We start from the raw sequence: 24,195 nt of genomic DNA, 5'->3' as shown, positions 1-24,195 counted from the left end.
CTTAAAAAACACCTTAACGGGGAGAGTGCAATATGGAACTGATTCAGCAATTGGTAAATGGCATTTCACTCGGAAGCATTTATGCTTTGATCGCGCTTGGTTATACGATGGTATACGGAATCGTTAAGCTCATAAACTTCGCCCATGGCGACGTATTCATGGTCGGTTCATTTGTAGGGTTTTACGCCATTACCGTAATGGACTTATCCTTCATCCCAGCTTTATTGATTTCGATGGTCACATGTGCCATCTTTGGCGTTTTAATTGAACGCATTGCTTATAAACCCCTTCGTAATGCAACACGGATTGCGGCCTTGATAACGGCCATCGGTGTTTCCCTTCTGATAGAAAATGGGCTGATTTACATCCGGGGCGCCCAGCCGGAAGCCTATCCAAATAATGTCCTTCCGATGGATAAACTCGATATATTGGGAGTTTCCATCAGCAGTCAATCGATATTGATCTTATCGGTTTCCGTCATTTTAATGATCATCCTACAATTCGTTGTCCATAAAACCAAAATCGGCAAAGCGATGCGTGCCGTTTCATTCGATTCTGAAGCCGCTAAGCTTATGGGAATCAATGTGAATAATACGATTTCAGCTACGTTCGCCATAGGTTCGGCCCTCGCAGGGGCGGCTGGTGTCATTTTTGGAATCTACTATATTAAAATCGAGCCGTTGATGGGTGTCCTTCCTGGCCTTAAAGCATTTGTTGCTGCCGTCTTGGGCGGCATCGGCATCATTCCGGGAGCGATGGTCGGCGGTCTTCTGCTTGGAGTGATCGAGGCATTAGTCAGTGCAGCCGGTTACTCATTATGGCGCGATGGTGTGGCTTTCGTCGTACTTATCTTGATTTTGATTTTCTTGCCGCAGGGACTGTTCGGTAAAAATAAAAGAGAAAAAGTATAGGGGAGACATGGCGATGACTACTTTAAAGAATTCAAAGGGTTTTTGGCTCTCGATCGTGCTCGCACTTATTTTTTTCGGAATCATGCAGTACACCATTTCAAACGGTATGCTCAATCCATTTTATATCAACACGCTCATGTTCATCGGCATCAATATCATGCTGGCGACGAGCCTTCATTTAATCATTGGAATAACCGGCCAGTTCTCGATTGGGCATGCAGGTTTTTTAGCGGTAGGGGCCTATGCTTCCGCAGTCATGACAATGAAGCTGGAACTTCCTTTCATCATAGCTGTATTGGCTGGGGGCGTAATAGCCGCTGTTGCGGGTATGGTGATCGGGATACCCAGCTTGCGTCTGAAGGGGGATTACCTGGCAATAGCTACCCTTGGATTTGGGGAAATTGTCCGGATCGTCCTTTTGAATATTGAATATGTAGGCGGGGCAAGCGGGATGCAAGTATCCCACCTGACAACTTGGCCATGGGTTTTTGCCTGTGTCATGATCACCGTCTTAGTCATCAGGAATTTCACCAATTCGACTCACGGCCGTGCTTGCATATCCGTAAGGGAAGATGAAACGGCGGCTGATGCGATGGGAATCAATACGACCTATTATAAAGTGGCGGCTTTTGTCATCGGAGCATTTTTTGCTGGAATTGCCGGATCGCTTTATGCCCATAATTTTTATATTATCCAACCATCGAATTTCGGTTTCCTGAAGTCCTTCGATATACTGATTTTCGTCGTACTTGGCGGTCTTGGAAGTCTTTCAGGTTCGGTATTGGCTGCCATTTTACTGACGATCGTGACGACATTCCTTCAGGATTATCCGGAAACGAGGATGATCATCTACAGTCTTGTTCTGATCTTGATGATGATTTTCCGCCCACAGGGTTTAATGGGAACAAGAGAAATCACATCATTGTTCACACATAAAAAAACGAAAGGGGGCCCAAAGGATGGAAGCCACAATACCGTTGCTTAAAGTAGATTCGGTGGGTATCCGTTTTGGCGGATTGAAAGCCGTTTCCGATGTGAACGTGGAATTATTTCCAGGGGAACTTGTAGGCCTGATTGGACCGAATGGGGCAGGAAAAACGACCTTCTTCAATTTATTGACGGGTGTGTATGTCCCTACAGAAGGGACGATTGCCTTGAACGGGGAAAATTTAAATAAGCAGCCGCCTTATAAAATTACGAGAAAAGGGATATCGAGGACCTTTCAAAATATCCGCCTTTTCAGTGAGCTATCCGTAATCGATAACGTGAAGGTTGCTTACCACTCACTTGCCAAGCATGGAATTCCAAGCTCCATATTCCGTCTGCCGGGATATTTTTCCGGGGAAAAGGAAATGGATGAAAAGGCGTTGGAATTCTTGAGGATATTTAACCTCGATCATTTTAAGGATGAAAAGGCGAAGAATCTCCCATACGGACAGCAAAGGCGGCTGGAAATCGCCCGTGCCCTTGCCGCCAATCCGAAACTTCTTTTACTGGACGAACCCGCAGCTGGGATGAACCCGCATGAAACGAAAGAATTGATGAACCTCATTGCTTTTATCCGGAAGGAATTCAACCTTACCGTTTTGCTCATCGAACATGATATGTCACTGGTAATGGGGGTATGCGAACGGATTTATGTCCTTGATCATGGACAGCTTATCGCACACGGAAAGCCGGAAGAAATCCGCAACGATCCAAAGGTTATCGAGGCATATCTAGGGGAGGAGGTTTCCTGATGCTGAAAATAGAGGACATCAATGTTTATTATGGCAATATCCAAGCGTTAAAAGGGGTTTCCATGGAGATAAACGAAGGGGAGATCGTGACTTTGATCGGGGCGAACGGAGCGGGAAAAAGCACACTGCTCAAAACGATTTCCGGACTGTTAAAACCAAAGCAAGGAAAAGTCCTGTTCGAAGGCAATCCGATCGGAGGAAAAGCTGCACAGTCCATCGTGAAAATGGGCATATCCCATGTACCTGAAGGGCGGCGTGTCTTCGCCAACATGACGGTTGCCGAAAACCTGGAGCTTGGGGCATATTTGCGAAAAGACAAAGAGGGCATCAATAAAGATATGGAAAAGGTCCATGAGTTATTTCCGAGGCTGCTGGAGAGAATCAAACAGCAGGCCGGCACCCTATCCGGCGGAGAACAGCAGATGCTTGCAATGGGCCGGGCTTTAATGGCGAAACCGCGTTTATTACTGCTCGATGAACCTTCGATGGGCCTTGCACCACTTCTGGTGAAGCAAATATTCAACATCATTCAGGAAATCAGTGAGTCCGGCACAACGATCCTTTTGGTCGAGCAAAACGCCAACCTCGCTTTATCCATTGCAGATCGGGCCTATGTCGTTGAAACGGGCCGAATCGTCCTGTCGGGCAATGCCGAGGAACTAACATCAAGTGAAGAAATAAAAATGGCCTATTTAGGAGGCCACTGAACCGCCGTTTGGCGGTTTTTTTATTTGATAATGATATATGCAAAATATACAGGAAGATAAAAAAGCTCAGGAGATTCATGCATGATTTTATACATCCAATATAGTATTATTCAATTTTGATATAGGAATTAAGACTAAAAAAGCACGAAAAAACTGGGTTTAATTCCCTATCAATATACTTGTATTTTGGCAAAAATGTAATTAATAGGATGAAAAAAATAAGAGAATGAATAAAATTTTTTGATCAGTAAATAAGGAGTTTAAAATATCAATATAATTTAATTATCAGTTTTTTTTGATTATACCGCCTATTTTCGCAATATTTAAAATATATAAAGATAAAAATGATATAGACTCCCTGTGAAAAATATCCTATTTAGCGGAATCTTCTCGCAATTATTGTATAGACGGAATGAAAATTATGCGGTAAACTATTTTTCGAAATATTAATTTAATTTGAAACATTTCATCTAATCAATTTTTTTCTGAAGCATTATGAATAAATATTCATGCATCAGAGCTTGATTACAAAATGGGGGGATTATTTATGAAAAAGAAAAAATTAGCAAGTGCATTCCTTTCTCTAACACTTGCTGCAGGAGTGCTAGCGGGTTGTTCCGGCTCTGGTTCATCTGAAAAATCAAGCGGGGATGGAGATACGATCAAGATCGGTGTCAACCTTGAATTATCAGGCGGTGTCGCTTCATATGGACAATCGATTGCAGAAGGCCTAGAGCTTGCTACTGCAGAAATCAATAAAGAAGGCATTGACGGTAAAAAAATCAAACTAATTAAAGTCGATAATAAATCTGAAGCGTCCGAAGCGACAAGCGGAGCGATCAAGCTGACATCACAAGATCAGGTTGCTGCGATCGTAGGGGCAGCGACAAGCACGAACTCGATTGCACAAGTACAGATTGCACAAGATAATAAAGTGCCAGTCATCTCACCTTCTGGTACAAGCCCTGAAATCACTTTCAGCAAGGATAAATTGAATGATTACATTTTCAGGACAAGCTTCATCGATCCTTTCCAAGGGACGGTAGCTGCGAACTTTGCCACTAAAGAAATCAAAGCGAAAAGTGCAGCCATCTATATTGACAGCGCAAGTGATTATTCAAAAGGGTTAGCCGCAGCCTTTAAAGAACAATTCGAAAAAAATGGCGGAAAGATCGTAGCTGAGGAAGCTTACATTGCGAAGGATACTGATTTCCGTTCCACATTGACTCGTTTGAAATCGGCAAAACCTGATTTCATTTTCCTTCCTGGTTACTATGAGGAAGCTGGTCTGATCGTGAAGCAGGCACGGGAAACTGGACTTGACGTTCCGTTCATGGGCGGCGACGGCTGGGATTCTCCTAAGCTAGTTGAAATTGCCGGTGCAAAAGCTCTAAATAATACGTTCATCACGAACCATTATTCTTCAGGTGATCCTGATGAGAAAATTCAGAATTTTGTGTCAGCGTTTAAAGCGAAGTACAAAGATAAATCCCCGGATGCATTTAACGCTCTAGGATATGACACAGGATACTTCCTTGCAGACGCGATTAAACGCGCTGGTTCAGCGGATTCAGAAAAAATCAAAGAAGCGTTGGAAAAAACAGCTGACCTTGAGCTTGTAACGGGTACATTCACATTGGATGAAAAACATAATCCAATCAAATCTGCTACCATCCTTGAATTTAAAGAAGGAAAACAAGTATTTAACACAAAAATCAATCCTTAATTTCGGAGAACAACTCCAACCCTTTCGCCGGCCCTTCATTAAAAAGAAGGTGCTGGCGAATTCTCATTTTTCAAGCATACCAGCTCGCTGAACATCCCCTAAGAGGAATGCAAAGCGCCTGGACTTATCACTTATAAAATTTAGATTTTCAAGGAGAGTCGAACATGGAATTGATACAGCAGTTAATAAACGGGGTTTCACTAGGAAGTATTTATGCCCTTATCGCTCTCGGATATACGATGGTTTACGGGATTGTTAAATTAATAAACTTCGCACATGGCGATGTATTCATGGTCGGCTCATTCGTTGGGTTTTACTCGATAACGGTTCTGGATCTGTCATTCGTGCCAGCCCTATTAATCTCGATGACGGTCTGTGCGCTGTTTGGGGTATTGATCGAGCGTATCGCGTACAAGCCATTACGTAACGCAACACGTATTGCTGCACTTATCACTGCCATCGGTGTTTCCCTATTGATCGAATACGGATTCATCTACGTCCGCGGTGCACAGCCGGAAGCTTATCCGAATGATGTATTGCCGACAGACAAGTTCAATATTTTTGGAGTTTCCATCAATAGTCAATCGGTTTTGATTTTTGGAGTGGCTGTAGTCCTGATGATCATCCTTCAAATCATCGTTCATAAATCAAAAATAGGAAAAGCGATGCGTGCCGTTTCCTTCGACGCGGATGCTGCTAAGCTGATGGGGATAAATGTCGATAACACGATTTCTGCCACCTTTGCAATCGGTTCCGCTTTGGCTGGGGCAGCAGGCGTCATTTTCGGTATTTACTATATTAAGATCGAGCCGCTCATGGGTGTGCTTCCGGGATTGAAGGCATTCGTTGCCGCCGTACTTGGAGGGATCGGGATTATACCGGGCGCGATGGTCGGTGGACTATTGCTAGGTGTCATCGAAGCTTTGGTCAGTGCCGCCGGTTACTCATTATGGCGTGATGCTGTAGCCTTCGTCGTACTGATTCTTATCTTGATTTTCATGCCACAAGGCTTATTCGGTAAAAACAAAAAAGAAAAAGTATAGGGGAGACAAAGCAATGACTACAATTAAGCGAGCAAAAGGTTTTTGGCTCTCGATTTCACTATCATTGATCTTTTTCGCCGTAGTTCAAGTGTTAATCGGCGGCGGATCGCTAAATCCTTTTTATCAAAATACGCTCATGTTCATCGGGATCAATATCATTCTGGCAGCGAGCCTGCACTTGATCATCGGGATAACCGGGCAATTCTCGATCGGACATGCCGGATTCCTGGCAGTCGGTGCCTATGCTTCAGCCGTTATGACGATGAAGCTGGAAATGCCATTTTATGCGGCATTGATAGTTGGCGGTTTGGCGTCAGCGGTGGCAGGTTTGATCATCGGAATTCCAAGCTTACGCTTAAAAGGTGACTACCTGGCGATTGCGACCCTGGGTTTTGGGGAAATCGTCCGGATCATGCTTTTGAATATTGATTATGTCGGCGGGGCGAGCGGCATGCAGGTTTCCCATTTGACCACTTGGCCGTGGGTATTCGCTTCCGTCATCGTTACGATCATCGTCATCCGAAACTTTACTAGCTCGACCCATGGCAGGGCCTGCATATCGATCCGCGAGGACGAGACGGCTGCCGATTCGATGGGAATCAATACGACCTATTACAAAGTTGTCGCGTTTGCGATCGGTGCTTTTTTTGCCGGTATTGCTGGAGGGCTTTACGCTCATAACTTCTATATCATCCAGCCATCAAACTTCGGATTCCTGAAATCATTTGACATTTTGATCCTAGTTGTACTTGGCGGTCTTGGAAGTCTTTCCGGTGCCGTATTGGCCGCGATTTTACTGACGGTTGTCACGACTTTCCTGCAAGATTATCCGGAAACACGAATGATCATCTACAGTCTTGTGCTTATCGTGATGATGCTCTATCGTCCACAAGGTTTAATGGGGACAAAAGAAATAACATCCATGTTCAAACGTAAAGGAGGAAGCAGCCATGAAAAAAATAAAAACACCGCTGCTTAAAGTCGATTCGGTCGGCATCCAGTTCGGAGGGCTCAAAGCCGTTTCTGATGTTAACGTCGAATTATATCCAGGAGAACTAATTGGCTTAATTGGGCCGAACGGCGCTGGAAAAACAACTTTCTTTAACTTGCTGACAGGAGTTTACGTCCCGACAGAGGGCACGATTTCTTTGGAAGGTGAGAACTTAAGAAAACTGCCTCCATATAAAATCACCCAAAAAGGGATCAGCCGGACATTCCAGAACATTCGCTTATTCAGTGAACTATCCGTGATCGATAATGTAAAAGTTGCCTACCATTCGCTTTCGAAGCATGGCATTTTAAGTTCGATCTTCCGCATGCCGATCCATTTTAAAGGCGAAAAGGAAATGGATGAAAAGGCGATTGAATTCCTGAAGATCTTCAACCTTGATCAATACAAGGATGAAAAGGCGAAGAACCTGCCATATGGTAAACAAAGACGTTTGGAAATCGCCCGTGCACTTGCAGCCAACCCGAAACTGCTTTTGCTGGATGAACCGGCTGCGGGGATGAACCCTCAGGAAACGCATGAGCTCATGAACCTGATTGCCCTTATCCGTGAGAAATTTGATTTGACCGTATTATTGATAGAACATGATATGCCGCTCGTCATGGGTGTTTGCGAACGCATATACGTACTCGATCACGGACAACTGATCGCTCAAGGGAAGCCAGAGGAAATCCGTAACAATCCAAAAGTCATCGAGGCCTATCTGGGCGAGGAGGTTTCATAATGTTAAAAATCGAGGACATCAACGTCTATTACGGAAACATTCAAGCCTTGAAAGGAATCTCGCTTTCTATTAATGAAGGCGAAATCGTAACCCTGATCGGGGCGAACGGAGCCGGGAAAAGTACGATGCTGAAGACCATTTCCGGCCTATTAAAACCAAAACAAGGGAAGATCATATACGAAGGGCAATCAATCGGCGGAAAGGCAGCACAATCCATCGTGAAAATGGGGATCTCCCATGTCCCTGAAGGACGGCGGGTATTTGCTAACATGACCGTTGAAGAAAACCTTCAGCTTGGTGCTTATTTACGCAAAGATAAGGCAGGCATCAAGCAGGATATGGAGAAAGTCTATGAATTATTCCCACGTTTGCTTGAGCGCCTGAAACAACAATCCGGAACCCTTTCCGGCGGGGAACAGCAAATGCTAGCAATGGGAAGGGCACTCATGGCCAAGCCCCGGCTTCTGTTATTGGACGAGCCTTCCATGGGACTTGCTCCATTATTGGTGAAGCAAATCTTTCATATCATCGAAGAAATCAACAAAACGGGTACAACGATTCTGCTGGTCGAACAAAATGCCAACTTAGCACTATCCATCGCGGACAGAGCCTATGTTGTCGAAACCGGCAGAATCGTCCTATCAGGAAAATCAGAGGAACTGACCGCAAGCGAAGAAATCAAGAATGCCTATTTAGGTGGACATTAAACTGTTTTATAGCGATGGACTGCAGGCAAACTCGAGGAAAAGCGAGTGTGCCTGCAGTTTTTTTATTTTAAAAAGTTCCAATTGATTTCAGAAATCCACTCCCTTTCCGCCGACTGTCTGCCAAGCCTCATCAAAGCAAGCGGCTGTGGGGTCTCGGCAAGCCAGTAATTCGGCAGGAGTGTCGCAAATTTCTTCGATCTAGTGTTTCATCCATATAAAAAGTAAAAAACTTGAAGGATAAACAAGTCTTCTTTTAAAAAAGGATTCGGGTGAGATACTTCGCCCCCCTTTTTTAGACAAAAGTGTTTTTATCTGAATAAGTTGATTGGAACGGAAGGTACGAGACTCCTGCGGGAAAAGCGAGTCCAGGGGAGACCCCACAGGCGCGAAGCGTCGAGGAGGCTCCCGGACCGCCCGCGGAAAGCGAGTGCCTGGAGTGGAAATCAAAGTACAAATTTTAAAGTAATCAATTATTATCAAGTTTGTCTACAGTCAACCGCTTTGTTTTAAAATTAGAAAGAACCCATTTTTGTCGACAAACTGAGTCCGCTTTATTGCGGTTTTTTGTTTTTTAAATAAGCTATTTTAACTAGATAAAAAGGTTAGTAAAACCAAATCAGACGGTATACAATCTAGTTAAGGATAATAGTAGAATGGGTTCATGATCAAAATTCATCCATAGCTATTCTTAATCATATTTTTTGGAGTGATTGCATGCACAAGCTTATTCAGGTTTTACTGCCGGTATTATTGCTGTTTATGATTCTTCCAATCTACAAGCCAGATTCTGCTTCTGCAGAAGATATACCGCAATCCGATGGTGTTATCGTCAAGTATAAAGAGACGAACGATGAGCCGATCAAAGAGTTGATAGAAAAGGTGGAGGTCCCTAAAGGGGAAACAACCGACAACCTAATCGAGGAACTTGAAGAACAGAAGAATGTTGAATATGCAGAACCAAACTATCTTTTCAAGAAGATGGAAAGCCCGAACGATCCAGCCTACATAGACCAGTGGCATCATAAAAAGCTTGGTACGAATGCAGCGTGGACAAAATCAATGGGATCACAAGAAATCAAGGTGGCCATCATTGACGACGGCATCGATCGCAACCACGAAGATTTAAAAGGGAAAATCGTAAATGCCTATGATACGATAAACAATCGGAAGCACATCATACCAAAAGGGGCGCATGGAACCCATATCGCTGGCATCATTGCCGGTTCTGCTAACAACGGCATAGGCGGAACAGGTGTTGCTCCGAACATTAAACTACTGCCTATTAACGTATTTGATGGAGAGTATGCCGATACTGCCGATATCATTGAGGCAATACATTATGCCGTTCAGCAAAAGGCAAACATCATCAATATGAGTTTAGGAGACACCAGTTATTCGGAAGCCTTGAACAAGGCCGTCCAGGAAGCCTATAAAAAAGGCGTACTAATCGTCGCGGCTGCCGGGAATGAAGGGGATATGGGGAAAAATGTACAGCGTGTATACCCAGCGGCATTTAGCCACGTCATTTCCGTTGCTGCCACTGACTCTAGGGACAAGCGTCCCAGTTATTCCAACTACCATTCAACAGTCGATATTGCGGCCCCTGGAGATGATATCCTTTCAACCTTGCCATATGGTAAATACGGCTGGATGAGCGGGACATCAATGGCCACGCCGATGGTGGCGGGTGTAGCTGCACTGATTTGGTCCCATGAGCCTAAACTTAACAAAACTGAGGTCGAATACCGCCTCTACGATTCAGCGGTGGATCTAGGTACAAAAGGGAAAGACATATACTATGGAAACGGGCGGGTCAATGCCAAAAAAGCACTTGAGATGAAGACGCTGACCAAACCGGCCGTGACCGCGATTTCCGATAAGGACACTAAGATCAATGGGAAAATCCCGACTGATTTCAAAACGGGGACCGTCTCCATTTATACCGATAAAAAACAACTCGCCACAGTGAAGATCAACGGCGAAAAAACGTTTACAGCGACTATCGCAAAACAAATAGCCGGCACGACCATCTCGACTAGGCTCATCGATAAATCGGGAAATAAAAGTATCCCAGTTTCATTTAAAGTAGCAGATAAAACGGCTCCTGCAAGACCGTCAGTTAATACGGTAGGTGACAATACCGTTAAAGTAACCGGCAAAGCGGAAGCGGGATCTTCCGTCACCGTCAAAACCGGCAGTACGGTTCTTGGCAAAGCAAATTCCAACAGTGCAGGGAATTTCACCGTAACGATGTCAAAAAAACAAAAAGCCGGAAAAGTCCTATCCGTTACAGCAACCGATAAAGCAGGAAATATAAGCTCAATCAAAACCGTGACCGTCGCAGACAAAACAGCACCAAGTAAACCGACAGTCAACACAGTAACGACAAAAACAACAAAAGTAACCGGCAAAGCAGAAGCCAGCTCCACTGTCTCCATCAAAGCATCAGGAAAAGTGATCGGCTCTGCCACAGCAACGACTAAAGGCACATTCTCGGTTAAAATCCCCAAGCAAAAAGCCGGGAAGAACTTATATACCTATGCCAAAGACAAAGCGAAAAACGTGAGTGAATCAAGAAAAGTAACAGTTAAAAAGTGATACAAGGACAGCCCCCAATACTCAAATTGGGGGCTGTTATTGTATCAATCTTTATTTCCATACATCAATTCCGTGCTTCGGCTGTAAAGCTCAATGATATTGCCGAAAGGATCCTCACAATAAATTAAATAATAGGGCTTATTCTCCCATGTATTCCATAAATCGCTACGCCTTTTTCCGCCAGAAGCAGCAATATCATCAGCCAGCTTTTCAATATCATCCGATATCAAGCAAATATGAAAAAAGCCCTCATAACCGCGACTCTCACCTTTAATTCTCGGCTCCACAAACTCAAAAAGCTCAATCCCCACTCCGTTATCCGCCATCAAATGAGCATTTCGCATCTTTTTAACAGTATCACCAAGAAGATCATTCGTCATATTATGTTTATTCTCCTTACTTGCATCAAACGAATAGGGACCCGCCAATAACCTGAATCCCAACACCTGCTCATACCACTTAATCGCCGCATCCAAATCAGGTACAGCCAAACCAACATGAGTAATTGCTGTCATATGTATCCCCCCTGGTAACTAAAATACCCTTTTAAGGTGAGGGACAAACGATACCGTTTTGGGACAAAAAAAAGAAGCAATAGCCAATATTGCTTCTTAGATTACATCTATCGACCTCATGAAATTCTTTTAATCTCACCCTCTTCAAGCCTCCTATTATACTCAACTTTACTGATTAATCCTTTTGCATTACAGGTAAGACAATCTGTATAAATATCGTAAGCACCTGTACCTGCACAAACATGGCATTTAACATGAGTTTCCGGTATATCCTTATGCATGAATGAAAAAACTTTTCCAATATACTGCAGAATAATCATTCCCAAAACTCCTTTTTTTTCTATCATACAACGAAAAAGAGAGAAGGAAACAGGAAATACAATAACATTACTTAAAACAAATAAAACCATAACATAGTTTACATGGAGTTAAAAAATGTGTTGATGCAAATGCGATAAACTGTTCTACAAAATCACTTTTTCCAGAAAAAAAGAACATCCACAAAGATGTCCTTTAATGTGTAATTACTTCATTTTTCTTAAAATCCATAGGTAAGCCAATATTGAAATCCCCACAGAGACTGCTGCCATTATGTAAATGCTTATATACCCGAAAAGATAGCCGATTTGTCCGAAGAGGATGGCACCGAAACCGATTCCAAGATCAAAGAAGGAATAGAAAGTGGCATTGGCCATGCCTTTTCGGTTTCGGGCAGCGTGTTCAAGAGACCATGCTTGAAGAGCCGGTTGGACAGCACCGAATCCAATGCCATAAAAAATAGCTGCCAAATACAGAATCATGTTACTTGGCATCCAGGCTAGCAATAGCATCGCCACTACGATAAAAAGAGTAGATGGAATGAAGACAGCTTGATGTCCTTTTTGATCATAGACTTTTCCAGCAAACATACGTGTGAAAATAAGTGCTAAAGCGTAAAGAAAAAAGTATCCTTGAATACCTGACAGACCTTTTTCGATTGTATAAAGCGGTAAGAAGGTAGCAGTCCCGCCAAAAGTTACCGTAATGAAAAAAACAAGAACGGACGGAGCAACAGCGCTTTTTTCATAAATGTCAAACCTATTAGTTTTAGCTGGGGCAGAAGCAAGTTCTACTTTTTTATAGGTAATTGTTGAAGCCATGATCCAAGCTGCCAGGCTTAATACTCCGCAAAATAAAAACAAATGTTGAAAGGTTAAAACATCCGCTAAGAGAAGGCCAAATGAAGGACCAAAAGCCATCGCCAAATTACCCGATAAAGTGAAGTATCCCATTCCCTCACCCCGACGCTTTGCTGGGATAAGATCGGAGGCAATCGTACCTGATGCCGTGGTCGCATATCCCCAGCCAATCCCTTGTACAATCCGCATAGTGCATAGAAGGAAAATACTCATCATAAATCCAAACGAGCCAATCGCTACAGCCAAAAGAGCTAGACCGAACAGGAAAACAAAACGTCTACCTTTTGTTTCCAAGGCTTGTCCAGCAAAAGGGCGGACAATCAGGGCAGAAAATAAAAACATGCCAGCAACTAATCCAATATACCGTTCATTTCCGCCAAGCTCTTTTACAAAAAGCGGAAGGGTCGGGGAAGTCATCTGAAAGGATAAAAAAACAAAAAAGTTAGCCAAAAAAATCATAATAAAATCACGTGACCAGATTTTATTTACTACAGGAAGTTCTTCTTTTAACAAGGGTACACCCATAACAGCCATTCTCCTTAATTGATAGTAATTATCATTCTCATTTTACTAAAGTTATAGAGAACAATCTATAAAAATTAAGTGATCACTATAAATCTAAGTAATATTGACTAATAGATAGCCCGAAATAATCTAATGTGACGCTGATTTAATTACTGTTATGTGTGGTAAGAATAATGTTACACAAAACGTTACCACTGTAACCTACAAAACTTACTTATGTATCTAAGAAAAAACCAAGTAAAAGTTAAACATACCGTTATAATGCTGGCCTTGAAACGAATGGAATTAATGGTCCTAATACTCAAACTAAATAAACAATTCATTAAAAAGCTAGTTGTAGATGGAAAATGGGTACTAAGACAAAGGCTACCATCGTCGTCACTTTAGATAAAGGTTGTAAAAGGCAATCTTACTTGGATTCTTCAAGGAAGCTACACTATACACCCAGTTCTTTTGATTCGGACTTTGGTAAAGCTACAAAGTTTGATTTATATAAGTTTCAGAAAGCTAATAAGATTACTGCAGATAAGAAGCCAGGTAAAGCAACATTCAATGAATTGTTCGATGCATAATCTCATGTAGAAATGATTTGTATCAATAAGGTAAAAAGCGGTAGACAATTGCCATAAATCAGGAGGATCGGGCTTTGCTGCATAGCTTCAAAACCAACAGAAATTCAATAAATCAGAACTTACCGAAATTGCTTTCTTTTCAATAGAAAAATACAAATAAGGTGCTGCCATTTCGTAGCACCTCAGCTTTTTTACGAATTTCTATTAGCCATACAAGTTCCAAACGACTTCTTCCTGTGTTATTCCTTCTTTGATTGTAACCAGTCTAAAAAGTCATCCCTGAAAACCCTCTTGGACCTTTTTAAACGAATTAAAGGAAAATCGGGATTTCCCATATATTCATCAGCAGTTCTTTCACTAACATTTAAATAATCTGCCAAATGCTCTACAGTTAATAATTCTGGTAGTTGTGATAACTCATCCGTTTCGTTCGTTATTATTTTTTCCCTTCTTTCATGAGTTACGTAATTTATATGCCCTTCTCCAATACATACTGCTACTTTCTTAGAACACTTAGGACAAGTCAGAGTATCAACTCTATCTTCCATAACAGAAAGACGAGATACTACGCCAAACAATGTTTGACAATTTTCACATAAATAAGTATATACACCTTCCACTTTCAAATTTAACACTCCTTGACTTATCATTTTTTAAACTAACAAAATCTATAAGTAGCCAATCTGATATGTGATAGGCTTAAGCGCTTTTCACAAATCACGCTTCTATTATTGTGCTACCCCGAAGGTACTCCTCCATTGTTAAAGCCCTTCTCTAAATAGAGAGGGGCTTAATTATTGTTTGTATAAATTAAAAATTCTTTTGTATTTCTAATATATTTATTTATATCAGTAATTATTTAAAATCTGAATGGTCTATATTCCCTATATAACATCAAAGAGGATGAGTTCATGACTTTAATCATTGGAAGAAGCCCTGGGCTAATCCGTATATATAGATGATGATATTAAGATTAATGTAGTTTTAACAGACGATCTTAGGAAAGAGGCACCTAAATAGCCGTTGTTGTTTTCTGGATGAATTAACGGGGCAGCATTCCTAGAATGACTGAAAATGAGATTTGAACGAGTTTTGTTAACGTCCCAATACCTAATAACAAATAAAAAAGGAGGATTTTCACTCATATTCCAAGGAAATTAACAATACATTTATGACAATTATTAAAATAATGTTACTAATTGTAAAAAGTGTGTTAAAATAAATTTTATGCTTAAAAAGACACTTGTTTTTTTTATTAAGTTGTAACTACTAGTACATCGGGCATTATCACTAGGGGCTGATGATTCTTAATAAGGAACGGTAATAAAAATTGCATTATCATGATAGTGAAATACTATAAAAATTTTGCAGTTTATATTATATACTCAAGTTTCTCACCTTGAAAACTTGAAATCTACAGAAGTTTACCAATGCTCTCAGATATAGAAAATTCGTCGCTTGACAATAATTTTTAAACACGAATAATCACCTTTGTGAAGAAGTCAACGAACTCGATTTTGCTGTTCATTGTAGCAATTGATCGAGCTTCTTTAAGATGCCTTGAAGAACGAATAAGCAAACACAGAAACTACTGAAAAGTTAACTATTATAATGATTGCAGGTTTACCTAGCTACCTCAGGACTTGCCTGCTTGATTTGGTGAGAAAAGTTGAGTTACCTATCTCAAATTCGAGATATTTTGTAGCTTCCATACTCAAAATAAAAAATCTTGTTTAAGATACCGGGGATACTTTTGAAATCTAAAACAAGATTCTAAAGTTATATACCATCATATTCGAAGTTTATATAACAGCTGAACAACATATGGGTCTTCCAAGCAAAAGATAAAAAAAGTTACGATTTTACTTATAGAATAGAGAGGGAGAACCAAAAGATGAGAGTTAAAAAAGCTATTATTCCAGCTGCAGGTCTCGGAACAAGATTTTTACCTGCAACCAAAGCCATTCCAAAAGAGATGTTGCCAATTGTAGATAAGCCTACCATTCAATATATAGTGGAAGAGGCAATTGCATCTGGAATTGAAGATATAATTATTGTAACTGGTAAAGGAAAGCGGTCTATTGAAGATCATTTTGATCACGCTGTCGAATTGGAACAGAATCTATTAGAAAAAGGTAAAAATGACTTACTTGATAAGGTTCAAGAATCTTCCAAGGTGAATATTCACTATATAAGACAAAAAGAACCACGTGGTCTTGGTCATGCAGTATGGTGTGCTCGTAAATTTATTGGAAATGAGCCATTTGCAGTCCTACTAGGAGATGATATTGTCCAGGCTGAAACACCTTGTTTGGAACAACTCATAAATGAGTATGAAAGAACTTCTTCATCTGTAATTGGTGTACAAACAGTATCTGAAAATGAGACACATCGTTATGGAATTGTTGATCCTCTAATAAAAGAAGGTAATTGTTACCAGGTCCTTAACTTTGTAGAAAAGCCTTCACCAGGTACAGCACCATCTAACCTAGCAATCATGGGACGATATATATTAACACCTGAAATCTTCATGTTTTTAGAACAACAAGAGGTTGGAGCTGGTGGAGAAATCCAGTTAACTGATGCAATACAACAGTTAAACCAAATTCAAAGAGTTTTCGCTTACGATTTCGAAGGTACAAGATATGATGTTGGAGAGAAATTAGGATTTATTCAAACTACTATAGAATTTGCATTGCAAAATGAAGAGTTAAAGAAAGAACTTCTTGGATATTTAAAAGGCATTTTAGAAAAAGAAGAACTGTTACAGATTAACTAAATTAATTTATATTTTTCTGTCCCCGCACGGAGACTTTCTAGAGGTATTAGGCTAGTTACTACTGGCTTTTTCTTCGTGTGGGAATTAGAGAAAAAACGTAAAGAGTAAAGTGAAAAAGTAACCTATCATCAAGGAGAGAGCATTTTGGCAATTAAGAATCGCGACGATTATTACATTTATCTAGAATCTGATTTAGTAGCAAGAAAATTGAAAAAGTGGAAGTACGGCTATAAAGTAATGCATCCAGAACTTTATTTCCAACGTCTACTTAGAAAATCAGAGTATTTAAAGACTAAGAAATTAAACAGTTCATTTTCAATGTGGAGATATAACAGGTCATTGAGAAAACTTAAAAAGGTAGGATCTAGGCTAGGAATTTCAATACATCCAGTGTCCTTCGGTCCAGGGTTAAAGATACCTCACAATGGTTCTGTTATTGTTAATAAGAAGGCTCGGATCGGTAAGAATTGTGAAATTCATTCTGGAGTTAATATTGGAGTTCATAAAGGTCAGGTTCCTAAAATCGGAAATAATGTGTACATAGGACCTGGCGCAAAGATATTTGGGGGTATCAAAATTGGCAACAATGTTGCAATTGGTGCTAATTCAGTAGTAACCAAAGACATACCTGATAATGTCACTGTTGTAGGTATTCCAGCTAAAATAATTTCTAGCAATACAGAAACTCAAGTTGTAAAAGCATATGACAAAGTGAAAAAGAAATACATGAATAACAAATAATCAATTTTTGCTATCTCTTCATATGAGCCAGTGCTAATCATATCAGAAAATTCAATCAACGTGCAGTGCTTCCCTTAACAATTAGTGCTAATGACACAAAAGATAATGAGTGTATGGCTATGGGGAAAATAAAGAGGAGTAGGAGTATCAAAATGCGTGAGAGAAAAGAAAATGAACTGGCATTTAATAATGTCACCTGGGATGGGGTAAATCTACAAATTACTTTTGCTAAAGAAATTTTAGATAATATAGATACATTTCAACTTCAAATTCAAAGTCGGTATAGTAATAAGAAAAGAATTGTATCTTACAATCGTAAAACGTTTTTAAAGGAGCACATAATTCTAGTTCCTTTAAAGGAACTAGAAGGGTTAGACAAGGGACGGTGGGACTTCTTTATTGAAGTTGAAAGCAATAAAGGTGTTCATAAGAAGAGAATAGGCCTATATGTTTCACGTCCAGCATCTGAATTGATACGCTATTTAAAGCCCATTATTAATAATGGAACTCAGGCTCTTATTCCTTATCTAACAGAAAAAAATGGTTTATCTATTCACTGTGCTAATATGCTGCAACTGGAAGACATTAGTTATAATGTTATACGTCTTTCTAAACAAGTATTGAGTGTAAAAGAGACAGATACAAAAATATTCCTCAACTTTTCTGAGACTATAAATAATAAAATAACAGATACGAGACTTGTTATGAAAAGTGGAGACAGTGTTTTTGTTCTTCCCATGAATATAGATACTGATGGAAAAACTCTTATAGTCAGTAAAAAAGACCTTCATACGGTTTCACAAAAAGGAAAATGGAACTTATATTTACAAATTACCAAAGGCCATATATTAGAACGCTATGGTTTAAATGTTCAAGTGAAATACCAAGATGATGAAATGAAGTTTCTTGTAAGAAAACAAGTAAAACAAATGTCCACGATTATTCAACATATTAAAGGGCAAGTGGATGCAGAAAATCTAAGGGTTGAGGATGGATATATAACATTTGATATATCGTCAAAAGAATTGAAGCATGCAAATAAGGTTGAATTTTATCTAAAGAAAAGACAAGAGCCTGAAATAATAACACTTGATGTAAAAAGGACCGTATCTGGGGGGAAAGAACAGATCATCATTCCGGCTTCACAGTTGAAAGATAAGATTGCAGTTATAAGCCGTTGGGATTTGTATATGAAACTATCCCATGATCATGTGAAGGTAAACAGACGGATAGGAAACTACAACGTTATGTCTTTGTTAGAGAAAGATAAGCGTGTAGGTTACTTAATGTTAAATGAAGCAGTAGGTATATCACCATATCTGACAAAAGATAACGAGTTCTCATTCTATTTTTGTACTGAAGAACAGTATATGAATTCAAAGTATCCTGCAAAGACAAAACTCCATGAAGTATCTATGAATAAGGAAGGATTACTACAACTTACTGCCTCTATTCATGTAAAAGAAACAAGTGATTTTGTAGTAGATCATGTAACACTAAGGTTACGACATGATAAGAGCCAGGTAATTCAGATTGCTTGTGCTGAAGAGATGTCACAGGACAAGTATAGTAGAAAGATTAAAGCAGAATTAAATATTAGTCAGTTAGAACTAGAGCAATTTTATTGGGATTTTTTCATTACAATTACTCTAAGTAATGGTGATAAACGCCATGTACGTCTTAACAATGATAATTATTTAATTAGTAAAAAATTGAAACATGGTATGTTTAAATATACTATAAATACCCCGGATGAATATATGATTTATCCCTACATTACTATGAATGATTGTCTGAGTTTAACCTATCGACAAATAGGTGAATTTGAGTCTTTCAAGCATAAGATTAACGAGTATACGGCCTATTTCCTATACATTTTATTGGCTGGGTACTTTGCATGGAAGCCAATTTGGATTATTCATGAAAAATATTCCGAGACGGCTCAAGATAATAGTTTCTATTTCTTCAAATATTGTTATGAAAATCATTATAATAAAAAGATTTACTATGTGATTAAAAAGGGATCAGCTGATGAAAAAAATTTAGCCCCCTATAAAAAGCGCATCGTTTATTTTATGAGTGTCAAACACCTCTTACTATTACTTGGATCAAAGTTGATTGTATCTTCGGAGACAAAAGGTCACGGGTATGCATGGAGGGTTTCCCAAGGAGCTATCCGTGAATTTTTAAATGAGAAGAAATATGTGTTTTTACAACATGGAGTACTAGGTTTGAAAAGAGTCGATAATACATTTAAAGCAAATTCATCCAACGGTGCAGACCTATTTGTAGTATCCTCTGATTTTGAAAAAGAAATCGTAAAAAGCTATTTTGGATATAATGAAGAAAACGTCATTGTTACAGGCCTGTCAAGATGGGATGCATTAGAGGATAAATCACTTCAAAATACAAAAAAAGAGATTTTCTTAATGCCTACATGGAGAAATTGGCTTGAAGAGGTAGAGGATGATAAATTTGTTTTATCAGATTATTATCATGAATATAACAGTTTAATACAATCAGAAAAGCTCTCCCAATTATTAAAGGAAAATGATATCACATTAAACTTCTATGTCCATCCAAAATTTATGCCGTACGTTGCAAATTTCACTAGTTTTCATGATCATATTAATGTTATACAATTTGGCGAGGCAAAAATTAATGATTTAATTATGCGTTCAAGTTTACTGATTACTGATTACTCTAGTGTAGCTTGGGAGACATATTATCAAAAGAAACCCGTTCTCTTCTTTCATTTTGATTTGGATAAGTATTTAGAGAATCAGGGTAGCTACATGGATTTAAGAAATGATGTTTTTGGAGAGGTTGCTTACAACTCTTCAGAGTTAGTTGATAAATTAAGAGTTTATATAAACAATGGATTTAAAGAAAAAGAAGAATTCAGTTCAATTAGAAACAATTATTTTAAACATGTTGATCACGATAACAGCTCTAGGATTTATAAGTATATCAGTGAACGTGAAAAATCACTTGTTAAATCGGATGGAATTCTAAAAATCTTGAAAAAAAGTTACCTTCTTAAATATGTTTGGAGAAAGTACAAGCAAAATCCAATTGTTGGCCGGATTGGCATGAGCATGTTAAATATATTAAGGTGAAAACTTGAAATGCCGTTAGTTTAAAATTTTAACGGTAAAAATAAAGCCCCTAGTATTTGAACTAGGGGCTTTTACCTATGGATTAGGTACCGGCTAATCAGCTGCAGTATTTGTTTCTAATGATTTTGAGGGTGAATTAATAAATGAGTTTGAAGAAGCATTCACGTTCTTTCTAAATTCTATAGTTTTCCCATATAGAACTATTGGGGAACCTAATGTATCTACGAATTCATTATTGTGTATTTCAAACCTAGCAATCACTAATGCCCCTTTTGAGCTTTTATCCTTTCCATTCTTCGTATAGTAATAGTTACCTAGACTATCAATCTGAATTCCTTGTGCACATTCTATGAATTGATTTTCTTTTATAAGAATGTCTTTCCAATTATGTCCTCGTATAGCTGCATATGTCATTTTTTCAAAGGTATTGTCTATAATTTGAATGTTTGTGTATGGTCTATTATGGGACGCTGAATGACTGCCTACGCCAACCCCCCACGGATTCATATTTCTTACGTGCGAATTCCCAAAATAGTTATGTTCTATCCTAACGTTTTTAGTTACAGTAAAGTCTACACTCCCAAATCGTCGAAATGCTTTATCAGATATCATCCCATCAATCTGAATGGCCTCTGTGTAATCATCATTACTCGAACGAGATCCTAAAAACTTACTATTTCGTATGAGAACATTTTTATTACCTGCTAAATCTATTGCATGGCCACCTACTATGTTCTTTAACACGGTATCCCGGATAAGGATATTATGACCATGAGCAAAACCAAACACAGAAGGAGTACGTAGTTTTATATCCGCTCCCCCAGCGTCCCAAATCCCGCCATCTATAATAATGTTGGAATTTCCATTATAACCATGGTAAGTAGCTTTAAAATCTCCATTCAACAGCATAATGTCATTATTTGAGTCAGCTTTTTGCAGAATTGTTTTAGATGGAATTTTAAGCCATGTATTACTATAAATGTGTAATGATTTCTTCAGTATGTATTTTCCTTTAGGCAATATTACTTTAATAGGTGTATCCGATTCTCTTGCAGTATTCAATGCCTTTTGAATCTGTTTACTTGCATCACTTCCGTGTGGGATTGATACTGGGATTGTCTTATAGTCTTTTTGCAAAAGGTGCAGTATCTCCTCCGTAAAAGGTTTCTGAATTGTAGAGTGCTCTATTTTCTTTCCCGAAGACCTATCCGGGGTGGAAGGTGAAAAAGGATTCCATAATTTGAACAGCACTATGGAGCCTACAATAATAACTAAGATGACTGATATTTTCTTCAATTTTTTCAACCTTCATTCTTGGGGTTTTCACCGGTAATTCCTTGCATCATACAGGCTTGGAGACGCATGGTTTATTGCTTTTCTTTACTTTGCGACGTTAGCTTCTCGTGAGTGTATACGGTATCGTTTTATTTCCAAATTGGATAGAGTTCTTCGACCATCTTCCCTTCGTTGGTCTATTATAACAAGATATTACCCGAACAATGGCTTTATATTGATTTTAAACTCCGATTGTACGATAACGATTACTTAATAATAAAGAAAAAAGTTCTTTCAACTGATAAAAAAATAATGTTGCAGCATGCACCATGTATTGCGACTAATATTTTTGAATGTGGTTACTTTAACCATAAATTCCAATTTTGAGAAATACTTATTCCTTAATAATACAGGTTATGGGGCAAACGGCACCGTTTTGGACAAAAAAAAGAAGCAATAGCCAATATTGCTTCTTTTTTACATATATCGACCTCATGAAATTTTTTAAATCTCACCCTCTTCAAGCCTCCTATTATACTCAACTTTACTAATTAATCCCTTTGCATTACAGGTAAGACAATCTGTATAAATATCGTAAGCACCTGTACCTGCACAAACATGGCATTTAACATGAGTTTCCGGTATATCCTTATGCATGAATGAAAAAACTTTTCCAATATACTGCAGAATAATCATTCCCAAAACTCCTTTTTTTTCTATCATACAACGAAAAAGAGAGAAGGAAACAGGGAATACAATAACATTACTTAAAACAAATAAAACCATAACATAGTTTACATAGGGTTAAAAAATGTGCTGATTCAAATGCGATAAACTGTTCTGCACTTCTATTTTCAGAAAAAAAGAACATCCATAAAGATGTCCTATAATGTGTAATTACTTCATTTTTCTTAAAATCCATAGGTAAGCCACTATTGAAATCCCCACAGAAACTGCTGCCATTATGTAAATGCTTATATACCCGAAAAGATAGCCGATTTGTCCGAAGAGGATGGCCCCGAAACCGATTCCAAGATCAAAGAAGGAATAGAAAGTGGCATTGGCCATGCCTTTTCTGTTTCGGGCAGCGTGTTCAAGAGACCACGCTTGAAGAGCCGGTTGGACAGCACCGAATCCAATGCCATAAAAAATAGCTGCCATATAGAGAATCATGTTACTTGGCATCCAGGCTAGCAATAGCATCGCCACTAGGATAAAAAGAGTAGATGGAATGAAGACAGCTTGATGTCCTTTTTGATCATAGATCTTTCCAGCAAACATACGTGTGAAAATAAGAGCTAAAGCGTAAAGAAAAAAGTATCCTTGAATACCTGTCAGACCTTTTTCGATTGTATAAAGCGGTAAGAAGGTAGCAGTCCCGCCAAAAGTTACCGTAATGAAAAAAACAAGAACGGACGGAGCAACAGCGCTTTTTTCATAAATGTCAAACCTATTAGTTTTTACTGGGACAGAAGCATGATCTACTTTTTTATAAGTAATTGTTGAAGCCATGATCCAAGCTGCAAGGCTTAATACTCCGCAAAATAAAAACAAATGTTGAAAGGTTAAAACATCCGCTAAGAACAGCCCGAATGAAGGACCAAAAGCCATCGCCAAATTACCCGATAAAGTGAAGTATCCCATTCCCTCACCCCGACGCCTTGCTGGAATAAGATCGGAGGCAATCGTACCTGATGCCGTGGTCGTATATCCCCAGCCAATCCCTTGTACAATCCTTATGGCGCATAGAAGGAAAATACTCATCATAAATCCAAACGAACCAATCGATACAGCCAAAAGGGCTAGACCGAATAGAAAAACAAAACGTCTTCCTTTTGTTTCCAAGGCCTGTCCAGCAAAAGGTCGGACAATCAGGGCAGAAAATAAAAACATGCCAGCAACTAACCCAATATACCGTTCATTTCCGCCAAGCTCCTTTACAAAAAGCGGAAGGGTAGGGGAAGTCATCTGAAAGGATAAAAAAACAAAAAAGTTAGCCAAGAAAATCATAATAAAATCACGAGTCCAGATTTTATTTACAACCGGAAGTTCTTCTTTTAGCAAAGGTACACCCATAACAGCCATTCTCCTTAATTGATAGTAATTATCATTCTCATTTTACTAAAGTTATAGAGAACAATCTATAAAAATTAAGAGATCACTATAAATCTAAGTAATATTGACTACAACAAAATAAAAAGAGCCCTAGGGCTCTAAAATAAACTATTAATGAGAAATTTATCCATCCAATAAAAGAAATCCATAGCGGTATGCTCAGGGGCATAACGTTTACCTTACGTCCGAAACTAAACCCACAACTTATATAT

Annotated in this window: 21 protein-coding genes; 14 read left to right on the top strand and 7 right to left on the bottom strand. The window is 39.1% G+C overall.

The genetic code is table 11. The annotated features are described in order from the left end of the window. The first annotated feature begins 32 nt into the window (after positions 1 to 32). The 10 genes from NYE63_RS19995 to NYE63_RS19950 all read left to right on the top strand — a co-directional run bounded on the left by NYE63_RS19995 (position 33) and on the right by NYE63_RS19950 (position 11,164). Positions 33 to 911, top strand: a complete 879-nt coding sequence (locus tag NYE63_RS19995) for a branched-chain amino acid ABC transporter permease (RefSeq protein ID WP_342602420.1) — start codon at positions 33 to 35, stop codon at positions 909 to 911. A gap of 13 nt (positions 912 to 924) precedes the next feature. Then, entirely contained in the window at positions 925 to 1,896 is a 972-nt protein-coding gene (locus tag NYE63_RS19990; RefSeq protein ID WP_342602419.1) for a branched-chain amino acid ABC transporter permease, read from the top strand. After that, the gene (locus NYE63_RS19985) at positions 1,871 to 2,650 is read left to right on the top strand and encodes an ABC transporter ATP-binding protein (RefSeq protein WP_048684384.1); all 780 of its coding nucleotides are present in this window, start codon (positions 1,871 to 1,873) and stop codon (positions 2,648 to 2,650) included. Before NYE63_RS19990 ends, NYE63_RS19985 begins: the two co-directional genes overlap by 26 nt. After that, complete coding sequence (locus NYE63_RS19980; RefSeq protein WP_063232910.1) at positions 2,650 to 3,357, top strand: ABC transporter ATP-binding protein; 708 nt, start codon at positions 2,650 to 2,652, stop codon at positions 3,355 to 3,357. Before NYE63_RS19985 ends, NYE63_RS19980 begins: the two co-directional genes overlap by 1 nt. Positions 3,358 to 3,904: 547 nt before the next feature. Further along, a complete protein-coding gene (locus NYE63_RS19975; RefSeq protein ID WP_342602418.1) occupies positions 3,905 to 5,083 on the top strand; it encodes an ABC transporter substrate-binding protein in 1,179 nt (392 codons plus the stop codon). Positions 5,084 to 5,247: 164 nt separating this feature from the next. Continuing rightward, the gene (locus tag NYE63_RS19970) at positions 5,248 to 6,126 is read left to right on the top strand and encodes a branched-chain amino acid ABC transporter permease (RefSeq protein ID WP_063232912.1); all 879 of its coding nucleotides are present in this window, start codon (positions 5,248 to 5,250) and stop codon (positions 6,124 to 6,126) included. Positions 6,127 to 6,139: 13 nt separating this feature from the next. Then, entirely contained in the window at positions 6,140 to 7,105 is a 966-nt protein-coding gene (locus tag NYE63_RS19965) for a branched-chain amino acid ABC transporter permease (protein ID WP_251428924.1), read from the top strand. Further along, on the top strand, positions 7,077 to 7,859 hold the full coding sequence (locus tag NYE63_RS19960) for an ABC transporter ATP-binding protein (protein ID WP_034308746.1): 783 nt from the start codon (positions 7,077 to 7,079) through the stop codon (positions 7,857 to 7,859). Before NYE63_RS19965 ends, NYE63_RS19960 begins: the two co-directional genes overlap by 29 nt. Then, positions 7,859 to 8,566: an ABC transporter ATP-binding protein gene (locus NYE63_RS19955; protein ID WP_063232914.1), complete on the top strand. Its 708-nt coding sequence runs from the start codon at positions 7,859 to 7,861 to the stop codon at positions 8,564 to 8,566. The genes NYE63_RS19960 and NYE63_RS19955 overlap by 1 nt, the downstream gene beginning before the upstream one ends. Positions 8,567 to 9,280: 714 nt before the next feature. Then, positions 9,281 to 11,164, top strand: coding sequence for a S8 family serine peptidase (locus NYE63_RS19950; protein ID WP_342602417.1), 1,884 nt, complete (start codon positions 9,281 to 9,283; stop codon positions 11,162 to 11,164). Between the two features lie 44 nt (positions 11,165 to 11,208). Here the strand turns inward: NYE63_RS19950 and NYE63_RS19945 are convergent, their stop codons facing one another. The 3 genes from NYE63_RS19945 to NYE63_RS19935 form a co-directional block, all read right to left on the bottom strand. Continuing rightward, positions 11,209 to 11,679 carry a VOC family protein gene (locus NYE63_RS19945; RefSeq protein ID WP_342602416.1) on the bottom strand — a complete coding sequence of 157 codons (471 nt, stop codon included), beginning with the start codon at positions 11,677 to 11,679 and terminating at the stop codon, positions 11,209 to 11,211. A 116-nt stretch (positions 11,680 to 11,795) separates the two neighbouring features. Beyond that, positions 11,796 to 11,999, bottom strand: coding sequence for a hypothetical protein (locus NYE63_RS19940; RefSeq protein ID WP_342602415.1), 204 nt, complete (start codon positions 11,997 to 11,999; stop codon positions 11,796 to 11,798). A 204-nt stretch (positions 12,000 to 12,203) separates the two neighbouring features. Further along, entirely contained in the window at positions 12,204 to 13,382 is a 1,179-nt protein-coding gene (locus tag NYE63_RS19935) for an MFS transporter (RefSeq protein WP_342602414.1), read from the bottom strand. 347 nt (positions 13,383 to 13,729) lie between these two features. Here NYE63_RS19935 and NYE63_RS19930 point away from each other — a divergent pair, with 347 nt between their 5' ends. Continuing rightward, positions 13,730 to 13,954, top strand: coding sequence for a peptidoglycan-binding protein (locus tag NYE63_RS19930; protein ID WP_342602413.1), 225 nt, complete (start codon positions 13,730 to 13,732; stop codon positions 13,952 to 13,954). Positions 13,955 to 14,193: 239 nt separating this feature from the next. Here the strand turns inward: NYE63_RS19930 and NYE63_RS19925 are convergent, their stop codons facing one another. Then, positions 14,194 to 14,574 (bottom strand): helix-turn-helix domain-containing protein, encoded by a 381-nt coding sequence (locus NYE63_RS19925; RefSeq protein WP_342605830.1) that lies wholly within the window; start codon positions 14,572 to 14,574, stop codon positions 14,194 to 14,196. A 1,274-nt stretch (positions 14,575 to 15,848) separates the two neighbouring features. On the opposite strand from NYE63_RS19925, the gene galU reads away from it, so the two are divergent. The 3 genes from galU to NYE63_RS19910 all read left to right on the top strand — a co-directional run bounded on the left by galU (position 15,849) and on the right by NYE63_RS19910 (position 20,593). Then, a complete protein-coding gene (gene galU, locus NYE63_RS19920) occupies positions 15,849 to 16,733 on the top strand; it encodes a UTP--glucose-1-phosphate uridylyltransferase GalU (RefSeq protein ID WP_342602412.1) in 885 nt (294 codons plus the stop codon). A gap of 144 nt (positions 16,734 to 16,877) precedes the next feature. Continuing rightward, positions 16,878 to 17,474, top strand: coding sequence for a DapH/DapD/GlmU-related protein (locus tag NYE63_RS19915; protein ID WP_342602411.1), 597 nt, complete (start codon positions 16,878 to 16,880; stop codon positions 17,472 to 17,474). Between the two features lie 152 nt (positions 17,475 to 17,626). Continuing rightward, positions 17,627 to 20,593, top strand: a complete 2,967-nt coding sequence (locus tag NYE63_RS19910; RefSeq protein WP_342602410.1) for a CDP-glycerol glycerophosphotransferase family protein — start codon at positions 17,627 to 17,629, stop codon at positions 20,591 to 20,593. 93 nt (positions 20,594 to 20,686) lie between these two features. Here the strand turns inward: NYE63_RS19910 and NYE63_RS19905 are convergent, their stop codons facing one another. The 3 genes from NYE63_RS19905 to NYE63_RS19895 form a co-directional block, all read right to left on the bottom strand. Beyond that, a complete protein-coding gene (locus NYE63_RS19905; RefSeq protein ID WP_342602409.1) occupies positions 20,687 to 21,889 on the bottom strand; it encodes a hypothetical protein in 1,203 nt (400 codons plus the stop codon). Between the two features lie 483 nt (positions 21,890 to 22,372). Further along, on the bottom strand, positions 22,373 to 22,564 hold the full coding sequence (locus tag NYE63_RS19900) for a hypothetical protein (protein ID WP_048681418.1): 192 nt from the start codon (positions 22,562 to 22,564) through the stop codon (positions 22,373 to 22,375). Positions 22,565 to 22,765: 201 nt separating this feature from the next. Beyond that, complete coding sequence (locus NYE63_RS19895) at positions 22,766 to 23,944, bottom strand: MFS transporter (RefSeq protein WP_342602408.1); 1,179 nt, start codon at positions 23,942 to 23,944, stop codon at positions 22,766 to 22,768. Positions 23,945 to 24,195: the final 251 nt, after the last annotated feature.

The sequence above is a fragment of the Peribacillus sp. FSL E2-0159 genome (genome assembly GCF_038643155.1).
In the GTDB taxonomy this organism is placed as follows: domain Bacteria; phylum Bacillota; class Bacilli; order Bacillales; family DSM-1321; genus Peribacillus; species Peribacillus simplex.
The sequence above is the reverse complement of the archived record's forward strand: the minus strand, read 5'-3'. Positions and strand labels throughout refer to the sequence as shown.